General features: G+C 38.7%; 12 protein-coding genes. 7 read left to right on the top strand and 5 right to left on the bottom strand.

What is annotated here, in order from left to right; all coding sequences use genetic code 11:
• A partial coding sequence (locus tag E1I69_RS24880) for a hypothetical protein (protein WP_207308595.1) occupies positions 1-239 on the top strand: 239 nt, incomplete at its 5' end.
• Between the two features lie 43 nt (positions 240-282).
• Here E1I69_RS24880 and E1I69_RS23300 read toward each other — a convergent pair.
• Positions 283-975 (bottom strand): RsfA family transcriptional regulator, encoded by a 693-nt coding sequence (locus E1I69_RS23300; protein WP_136381894.1) that lies wholly within the window; start codon positions 973-975, stop codon positions 283-285.
• Between the two features lie 306 nt (positions 976-1,281).
• Between E1I69_RS23300 and E1I69_RS23295 the strand changes: the two genes are divergently transcribed.
• The 3 genes from E1I69_RS23295 to E1I69_RS23285 all read left to right on the top strand — a co-directional run bounded on the left by E1I69_RS23295 (position 1,282) and on the right by E1I69_RS23285 (position 3,544).
• A complete protein-coding gene (locus E1I69_RS23295) occupies positions 1,282-1,509 on the top strand; it encodes a DUF1450 domain-containing protein (RefSeq protein WP_136381893.1) in 228 nt (75 codons plus the stop codon).
• A gap of 210 nt (positions 1,510-1,719) precedes the next feature.
• Positions 1,720-3,012, top strand: a complete 1,293-nt coding sequence (locus E1I69_RS23290) for an HD domain-containing protein (protein ID WP_136381892.1) — start codon at positions 1,720-1,722, stop codon at positions 3,010-3,012.
• Positions 3,013-3,037: 25 nt separating this feature from the next.
• Positions 3,038-3,544, top strand: coding sequence for a YwgA family protein (locus E1I69_RS23285; RefSeq protein WP_136381891.1), 507 nt, complete (start codon positions 3,038-3,040; stop codon positions 3,542-3,544).
• A gap of 35 nt (positions 3,545-3,579) precedes the next feature.
• On the opposite strand, the gene E1I69_RS23280 is transcribed toward E1I69_RS23285, so the two are convergent.
• Complete coding sequence (locus E1I69_RS23280) at positions 3,580-4,881, bottom strand: NCS2 family permease (protein WP_136381890.1); 1,302 nt, start codon at positions 4,879-4,881, stop codon at positions 3,580-3,582.
• A gap of 105 nt (positions 4,882-4,986) precedes the next feature.
• Positions 4,987-5,409, bottom strand: coding sequence for a hypothetical protein (locus tag E1I69_RS23275; RefSeq protein ID WP_136381889.1), 423 nt, complete (start codon positions 5,407-5,409; stop codon positions 4,987-4,989).
• A 117-nt stretch (positions 5,410-5,526) separates the two neighbouring features.
• Here E1I69_RS23275 and E1I69_RS23270 point away from each other — a divergent pair, with 117 nt between their 5' ends.
• The gene (locus E1I69_RS23270; RefSeq protein WP_136381888.1) at positions 5,527-6,096 is read left to right on the top strand and encodes a DUF4256 domain-containing protein; all 570 of its coding nucleotides are present in this window, start codon (positions 5,527-5,529) and stop codon (positions 6,094-6,096) included.
• A gap of 47 nt (positions 6,097-6,143) precedes the next feature.
• Here the strand turns inward: E1I69_RS23270 and E1I69_RS23265 are convergent, their stop codons facing one another.
• Positions 6,144-6,776 (bottom strand): LysE family translocator, encoded by a 633-nt coding sequence (locus E1I69_RS23265; protein ID WP_136381887.1) that lies wholly within the window; start codon positions 6,774-6,776, stop codon positions 6,144-6,146.
• A gap of 130 nt (positions 6,777-6,906) precedes the next feature.
• Positions 6,907-7,095, bottom strand: a complete 189-nt coding sequence (locus tag E1I69_RS23260) for a 2-hydroxymuconate tautomerase (RefSeq protein WP_136381886.1) — start codon at positions 7,093-7,095, stop codon at positions 6,907-6,909.
• Between the two features lie 88 nt (positions 7,096-7,183).
• Between E1I69_RS23260 and E1I69_RS23255 the strand changes: the two genes are divergently transcribed.
• Complete coding sequence (locus E1I69_RS23255; protein WP_242634686.1) at positions 7,184-7,864, top strand: site-2 protease family protein; 681 nt, start codon at positions 7,184-7,186, stop codon at positions 7,862-7,864.
• 58 nt (positions 7,865-7,922) lie between these two features.
• Complete coding sequence (locus tag E1I69_RS23250) at positions 7,923-8,435, top strand: YwhD family protein (RefSeq protein WP_136381884.1); 513 nt, start codon at positions 7,923-7,925, stop codon at positions 8,433-8,435.
• The last annotated feature ends 386 nt before the right edge of the window (positions 8,436-8,821 follow it).

Here is an 8,821-nt window from a genome sequence, read left to right as displayed (position 1 = left end):
AAAAGAAGAAAAATATAAGCCTAAACCAGTCCAAGCAACAGAGCGTCAGCTATGTTTGTTTGACGTGTCATGAGAAAGAAGAGATTCCTATTAACGTGGTAAGGGATTTCGATTTAATGGATGATGGAGATCCGACAATTCCTCCTATGTTTGCATGTGAAAAATGTGGGGGTAAAATGTATCCAGAGTATTATAAAGGGATACATGGCATAGAGTACAAATTATCGGATATTCTCTAACCATGAAAAGGACCGGGCTATGCCCGGTTTTTCTTAAATTACTTTATTCCGCCAACTTCTCTAAATTACCATTGCGGTCCATTTTAAAAGTAGTAGCAGGGCGTTCTTCCTCTTCGAATAAGACGAGCTTTCGTGCACGATTCATGATCTTCATTAGTGTTTCGTAATCTTCTTGGATGTTCACTGCGCTCTGTTCAAGCTGAGTAATCTTCTTTTGTAGTTCTTCATTTTTACGAAGTATCTCATTCTTTTCTTTTTTCAATCTCTCATTCTCCGATTTCAGTGCTTCCATTCCTAGACTTGTGCTGCCCATGGATTGAAGGTAGGAAATCACGGAATCCATTGTCAATGTTGGTTTAGGAGTAGAATATTGTGGTGTATTCACTTCTTGACGAACACTGGTAGATTCAGATGTAAATAGCGGAAACTCGTCCGCAAATTCTTCAAGACTCGGTGTTGGTGGTGTATACAAAAGTTGTTTTTTCACAGGCTGATTTTTACCGAGGGCACGTTGGCGTTGTTTGCGATGCTTTTTCGCTAGTTGCAGATCCTTCTCATAGCTATGGCGCACAACAGCGTTCCAACGGAAACCACATGCAGCAGATGTACGATTTAATCGATCACCAACCTCTTCAAAAGCATTTAATTGAGTACTACCCTCTCTAACATGTTTTAGTACAGTTTCAGCTAATAAGAGGTCATTTTCCTCTGTCCAAGCGTCTTGTCTTTCCTTCATATTGATTCATCTCCCAATATATACGTTTATATTTGCGTTAGGTTATTACATATATTGGTCAATTGTTTCAAACTTTATACCAAAATCATAAAAAGGATAATAGATTAATTTACTTAAAAATATTTTAATATCGCAAACTCGTACTTGTGGAGATTTTTTGAAACTTATTTTGTTCCCTTGCAAATACTACAGGGGAGGAGTAAAATACCGTTTAGTGTATTGAAATAGCTAAATCGGCATGCTAAACATGACCGGTTCACATATGAAACCATATAGAAATAACAAGATGAAAGGATTGTACGCAAAATGGCAAACGAATTTCGCATTTGTGATGATTGCCAGGCAACCAATATCAAAACTTTAGTGCCACGCTTAAAAGAAGTTGATGGAGAGGCAACAATTGACATTCGGTGCCAATCATACTGCGGCCCAGGTAGAAAAAAGTCATTCACATTTGTTAACAATCGTCCGGTGTCAGCTCCTACAGAAGATGAATTAATCGAAAAGATTAAAAAGAAGCTGAAAATGGACTAATATCGCCTTTCTCTTTTAAAGAGAAAAGGTGATTTTTTATGCTCCGCAAGCAGGATATTCCAAATCCTTCCTCGAAACTTTTATTCATGTCGAAAAATTTTCCAACCATTGATATGACTTGGTTAAATCGATTTTTGGTGAATTTTAGGTTTTTTTGTCAGAAGTAAATAGATATAATAATAGCATGCCAGTATGGAAGAGGTTGAATACATGACAAATTCCAATGGGAAATTAAGTGAAGAAAAGGTTTTTAAAGACCCTGTACATAGCTACGTACATGTTCAGGATCAAGTGATTTGGGAGCTCGTTGCAACAGCTGAGTTTCAAAGACTACGACGAATTCGTCAATTAGGGACAACCTATTTTACCTTTCACGGGGCGGAGCATAGTCGTTTCAACCACTCACTAGGTGTATATGAAATTGTTAGAAGAATTATTGATGATGTGTTTCGTGATCGATCTTTTTTAGATGAAGAGGAGCGTTTATTATGCCTTTGTGCGGCTCTTCTGCATGACCTTGGCCATGGGCCATTTTCACATTCGTTTGAAAAAGTATTCCATTATGATCATGAGGAATTTACACAGGCCATCATTGTCGGGGATACGGAGGTAAATCGAGTCCTTAAGCAAGTGGGGGATGATTTTCCAAAAAAGGTGGCCGAAGTGATTGCGAAAACATATAAAAATAAATTAGTTGTGAGCCTTATCTCCAGTCAAATTGACGCAGACCGTATGGATTATTTATTGCGTGACGCGTATTATACCGGCGTTAGCTATGGAAACTTTGACATGGAGCGGATTTTGCGTGTGATGCGACCACTGGAAGATCAGGTTGTTTTTAAAAGCAGTGGGATGCATGCGGTTGAGGATTACATTATGAGTCGATACCAAATGTATTGGCAGATCTATTTCCATCCTGTCACACGGAGCGCAGAGGTCATTTTATCGAAAATTCTCCATCGCGCCAAACAGCTGTATAAAGAAAACTACGCATTTCAAACAGCTCCTGTTCATTTTATCTCCATTTTTGAAGATACGTTAACACTAAAGGATTATGTGAAGCTTGATGAAGGAATTATCTCTTTCTATTTTCAAATGTGGCAGGACGAGGATGATGCGATTTTAAGTGACCTGTGCCGTCGTTTTCTTAATCGCAATCTGTTTAAATATGTAGAGTTTGATCCAAGTACACAAATGATGAAGATGATGGAGCTCAGAACCCTTTTTGAGGAAGCGGGGATTGATCCGACGTATTATTTAGTCGTCGATTCATCATCAGATTTACCGTACGATTTTTATCGGCCTGGAGAAGAAGAGGAACGACTTCCAATTAACCTATTAATGCCTAATGGTGAGATTCGTGAGTTATCAAGGCAGTCAGAAATTGTGGACGCCATTTCAGGTAAAAGGCGAACCGATCATAAACTTTATTTTCCACAAGATTTAATTGAAACACTACCAGAAAATTTCAAAGAGAAGATAAAAGAAGTACTAGGTATATAAGTTTGGGTGAGGAGATGAAGGGGTTTTGTTAACAGAACATGCAAAAGTAATGAAGGCATTCGCTGCTGCAGGGGAAATCACAGGTCGGAAAAAACTGCAAAAAATGATTTATATTGCGAAAAAGATTGATTATCCGTTTTATGAAAAATACAACTTCCATTTTTACGGACCATACTCAGAGGAGTTAACCTTACGTGTGGAGGAGCTTTGCAACCTTGGATTTTTAGACGAAGTGAAAGAGAAAAAGGGTGGCTATTATCAGTATCGGTATTCATTAACTGAAAAAGGCGAGCAGTTTTTAGGTCACTATCAATTGGACATGCCCCCATTAGATGACTGTATGCAAACCTTAAATAGTCAGTCTGCACGCTTTTTAGAACTGGTGTCCACCGTTTTATACTTCGAGGGACTGGATAAGGAAGAAGTCAAAGAAAAAGTATTTACGCTTAAAGCAAAGCAACGCTATACAGAGGAAGAAATTGACGAGGCTTACCAATATATTGATTCTCTTCGCGATTTAGTAAAACATTAAAAAACTCGGCAGGTCAATCTGCCGAGTTTTTTATATTAATGCGGTAAAAAGGCAAGCTGGTAGAAGAACAGTACTGCAAATAAATAAACGAGCGGGTGTACGTCTCTCCACTTTCCTTTGACAACCTTCATCAAGGGGTATGAAATAAAGCCCAGTGCTATCCCAGTAGCGATACTGGATGTAAGTGGCATGCTGAGTATGATTAAAAATGCAGGAAAGGCTTCATCAATCTCATTCCATTTGATGTCCTTAATGCTACCCATCATTAAAGATCCTACAATAATTAAGGTAGGCGCTGTAATGGCAGCAATTCCTGAAACAGCACTCACTAACGGTCCAAAAAAGGCAGCTAGAATAAAGAGTCCCGCAACGGTAACTGAGGTTAAACCTGTTCTTCCACCTGCAGCCACCCCTGTTGAAGATTCAATATAGGCACTAGTCGGGCTTGTTCCAAACATCGCTCCAACCGTTGTACCCACTGAATCCGCAAGTAAGGCCTGTCTAGCACGTGGCATGACATTTCCTTTCATAAGCCCAGCTTGCTCGGCAACCCCGATCATCGTTCCTGTTGTATCAAAAATCGTAACGAGTAAAAAGGAGAAGACAACAGCATATAGCCCGTACTGAATCACATCACCTATTGCAGCTAAAGGGTTTGCGATAATTAAACCTTCAGGAAGTGACGGTGTATTTACCAATCCTTCTTTAAATTCAAGCTGACCAGTAAAATAAGCAATAATAGCAGTAATGATCATTCCGAAAAATAAGGCGCCATTTATGTTACGTGCCATAAGAATGAGCGTAATCGCTAATCCGACAAGCGCTAAAATGACTGATGGTGAGTGTAAATCACCTAGAGTCACTAAATTTGTAGGGTGTGCGGTAATAATTCCAGTCAGCCGAAGGCCGATAAAGGCAATGAACAAACCGATTCCAGCAGTGATTCCGTGCTTTAGGTTTGGTGGAATGGCTTCAATTAATTTTTCGCGAAACGGCGTTAACGACAATATGACAAAAATGATACCTGCTACAAATACAGCAGCAAATGCCGTTTGGTAGGTGATATTTTCATTTGCACCAACAACGGAATAGGCAAAGAAGGCATTTAAGCCCATTCCTGGAGCAATCGCAATGGGATAATTTGCAAACAGTGCCATCCAAAGTGTTCCAACAACAGTTGCAATTATGGTTGCTAAAAATACTTGCTCAAACGGGACACCTGCATCTGATAAAATAACGGGGTTTACGACAACAACATACACCATGGTTAAGAAGGTCGTAATCCCGGCAAGAACTTCTTTTTTTACATTTGTATTTAATTCTGATAACTTAAACATAGTTGTGTACCTCCAAAAGGCGAACGATTTAAAAATCCTTTTCTATAATATTCGTTTTTGTTCAAGACTGCAAGTCATATTTAAATTTGTCTTCGGTTCGTTTTTTTAGAATAGGCTTTGGTTAAGGTTCAATAATGTTAATAATTTTATAGTGTCCCCTTTAAATGTTAAGAAATAGGGTTTGTTTTCATCGTCAAACATCATTAAATAGGGACTTTCTTGATCGGTAAAAATAAGCGTTACTTCATCTGCTAGGTCATGGAACCATTTATTTCGCACCATAATAGTAGGTTCTAAAGGAATTCTTATCATTAATCCTTTTTTCGGAATCGGATTGTATTTTACATAAACACCGTTGATACCTTTAAGAAGGAATTCCACTTCTTGCTGGATATCTGTACGTATTGGTACATGTTTAATAACCATATCTTGGTCGATATCGAATATTTGTATATCCTGGGTTTGGGCCACCACACTTGTTGACAATAGTTGAAAAATAAAGATAGGAAGTAAAACACTTTTTAACATTGAACCACCTCTTAGGTATTGTTCCCAAAATTTAAGGTGGTAATTAAAAAGGGTTGTGAAAGTTACAGGAGTTATGGTTAAAATGATAGTAACAATCAAAAATAGGAGGAACCAAACGTGACAAAGGAAAGTAACAAGGAGTTGTCATCAGAACAACGCGAAGAATTAGTAAAAGTATTGAAAGCTCGTTTTGAGAAAAATTCACACCGTCATGAAGGGCTTGAATGGGCAAAAATCGAAGCGAAGCTAGAGGCTAATCCTGAAAAACTATGGTCGCTTAATGAAATGGAAAGGACTGAAGGCGAGCCAGATGTTGTGGGGTATGATGAAAAGACGGATGAATACATATTTGTTGATTGTTCAATAGAAAGTCCTAAAGGTCGCAGAAGTATATGTTACGACCGAGCAGCACTGAATTCTAGAAAAAAGTTCCCGCCGGAAAATAGTGCGATGGATATGGCAAATGACATGGGCGTTGAGATGTTAACGGAAGCGCAATATCGAGCGTTGCAGGAGCTTGGACCATTTGATTTGAAAACATCAAGTTGGGTGCAGACCCCAGACAATATAAGAAAACTCGGTGGAGCCATTTTTTGTGATCGTCGTTATGACACTGTCTTTGTCTATCACAATGGGGCGGATTCTTACTATGCTGCAAGAGGGTTCCGAGGTGCACTTAGGGTCTAAACAAGAGAGGATTGTTCATGATTTGGACAATCCTCCTTTTTACATGATTAATGATGGGCCTTTTCCAAAGCAAGTTTAATCCCAAAACCAATCAGAATAGCACCTGTGATTCCCTCAATCATATTTTGGGCTTTTGGTTTTTTCATAAAAGTACTAATTTGGTTGAGTAAATAGACGTAAAGGAAAAACCAAATGGCAGTCAATACCGTATAAGTGAACCCCATGATAAGAAACGGTACAAAGGTATCGCTCCCAGCATCCACGAATTGAGGTAAAAACGTTAAGAAAAAGACGGCAACTTTAGGGTTTAAGAGATCGGTTAAAAATCCTTGTTTAAAACAAGATTTGTTTTCAAACTGTTTTGCGGTGTTCATCTCAACGCTTGCAGCTACTTCCTTTTTTCGCAATGCCCATAATGTTTTTATCCCTAGATAGATCAAGTAGATAGCCCCCACGTATTTAAAGACAGAAAATAAGAAGGCGGACTTCACGATAATCGCCGATAATCCGAATACAGCAGCAGAAGTATGGATAAGAAGGGCGCAACAAGTCCCTAAAGCTGTTTTAAGCCCGCCGATTCTCCCAACAGTGAGAGTGTTTTTTGTAGCAATGGCAGTATCTGGACCAGGTAAAATAATCAGCAACATACACATAAAGACAAACAGATAAAAGTTCTCCACTTTATGCATCCCCTCTGTTTCAATATGTAATTCTTATTCAGTATTATATATAAAGGATGCCGCTAGTTGAACAAAAATTTATTTAAAAAAATTAAAACCCGTGGTTCGTTTGCCACGGGTTTCTCACCTTCTATTCTTGGTCGCTTAAACGTTTGCCAGCTACTGCGTAATGGTTTTTTGTCATTTCCTCAATGAAAACAACAACTTTATCGACAGAGGCCCCTGTCGTTTCAGTTACAGCTGCAGTTACTTTTTCAACGAGCGCCTTTTTTTGTTCTTCAGTGCGTCCTTCTAGCATTTTAACTGTTACGTATGGCACAATGAATCTCTCCAATCTATGGTTTTATAATGCTTTAAGAGTATTGTATACTGAAAATAATAACTTTTCTAGAAGAAGGGGAAATTTGGTGGAACAATTAAGTAGATATCTACATTATGATTTAAGCCTAATTCCGTATGTGGTCATCTCACTTTTGGTTGCATTTACGGTTCATGAGTTTTCGCATGCCTATGTGGCATACAAGTTTGGCGATGACACGGCAAAGCGGCAAGGGAGATTAACGTTAAACCCGATTGCTCATTTAGACCCATTTGGTACGATCCTTATTTTTCTAGCAGGATTCGGCTGGGCACGTCCTGTCCCTGTAAATCGTTTTTATTTTAAAAAGCCACGACTTGCTGGGATTCTCGTTTCGGTTGCAGGCCCGTTAAGTAACCTTATCGTTGCGGCACTAGCCATACTCCTTTTCATTATTCTAATTCGAGTAGGGGTGTTTGCGGCCATTCCAGAGGCAGTAGGCGATGGTTTTGAAAGGTTCACTAACCTATTTGTTCGCCTTAACGTTATGCTTTTTCTTTTTAATTTATTGCCGTTTCCGCCGCTTGATGGGTATCGCATCATTGAAGACCTTGTACCAGCACGGATTCGTCCTAGATTAACGCAATATGAAGGATTGGGAATTGTGTTATTTCTAGTGCTTGTCATTACACCGATTGGGGGCCGATATTTGTTCCCATTTCTGTATAAAGGTGTTTACAATATCACAGATATATTGGTTGCGCTCTTTCAACCAATCCTTCAATTATAAAATCAGACACTCATATGATAAAATGGTAGGTAATGAGTAAAAAGGGAAAGGTGGATGTATGGTGGATCAAAATAAGAAAAAGGTTGCTTTTAATATCATTAAAAATGATCCAACAGATGGTCACAAAGGATATGGGATTGGGGCACTAAGCCTTGAAAATATTTCACCGGTATTCATTGATATAGAAGAGGAAGATGTTTTTGTTGATGTCGGTGCGATGCATGCGAGAAGCGTTGTTGAGAAAGGGATTAAGTTTCTTCCGAATAAAGAAGACGTTCCTAATGGAAAACCATTTTGGTTAGTTTGGGTGACGATTGATCGAAGGGAAGAGGGACCATATTACGCGGGTGTAACAGCTTGTGAAATGACAGTTGACCGTTCCATTCGCCGTGGATACAAATCGTTACCAGAGCATGTCAACAAAATGGATAAATCATTAAAACGCCACATCATGGTTGACTTTATGGACGATAAATCAAAAAAGCTATTGGCGGACTTTTTAATCAACCACAACAAAGAAATTTGGGACAACTCAAGTGACGAGTTAAAAGAGGGGCTAAAGGTGGAATAGGGATCTTTCAATTGTGACATTTTGGTGAACAAACGTACTTTAGCTTGAGCTTTTTTAATAAAATAAAGTACACTAAATTTACAATGTACACACATTGAAACTAGGACACAGAAACCCCCAGGACCACACATCCTGGGGGTTTCGTTTTTTGGTTTAGATTAAATGTGTCTTGACATATCTCCCGTGGGACAAGGAACCTGTCCCAATAGCTTTGCACAGATTCCATAAAATGTAAAAACGCTAATTGTATGTAGACATAAAAAAAGAAAGCCCTTATTGTAGAAGTGTTAGATGTTTGTTTGTTCCCAAAAACAATACAAACTTTCTACAAAGGAGCTTTCAATGAATAATACCATATTAAATCAAAATACAGTAATTCGTCAATG

Origin of the sequence: Bacillus timonensis (genome assembly GCF_004799755.1) — a bacterium.
GTDB classification, from domain to species: Bacteria; Bacillota; Bacilli; order Bacillales; family Bacillaceae_L; genus Ferdinandcohnia; species Ferdinandcohnia timonensis_A.
This window is presented reverse-complemented; position numbering and strand designations above follow the sequence as displayed.

Bases quoted from the DNA above. Each gene is read 5' to 3' on its own strand.
- E1I69_RS23280 (WP_136381890.1), bottom strand. From the start codon at position 4,881: ATGTTTAAGTTATCAGAATTAAATACAAATGTAAAAAAAGAAGTTCTT.
- E1I69_RS23250 (WP_136381884.1), top strand. From the start codon at position 7,923: ATGGTGGATCAAAATAAGAAAAAGGTTGCTTTTAATATCATTAAAAAT.
- E1I69_RS23295 (WP_136381893.1), top strand. From the start codon at position 1,282: ATGGCAAACGAATTTCGCATTTGTGATGATTGCCAGGCAACCAATATC.
- E1I69_RS23290 (WP_136381892.1), top strand. From the start codon at position 1,720: ATGACAAATTCCAATGGGAAATTAAGTGAAGAAAAGGTTTTTAAAGAC.
- E1I69_RS23275 (WP_136381889.1), bottom strand. From the start codon at position 5,409: ATGTTAAAAAGTGTTTTACTTCCTATCTTTATTTTTCAACTATTGTCA.
- E1I69_RS23300 (WP_136381894.1), bottom strand. From the start codon at position 975: ATGAAGGAAAGACAAGACGCTTGGACAGAGGAAAATGACCTCTTATTA.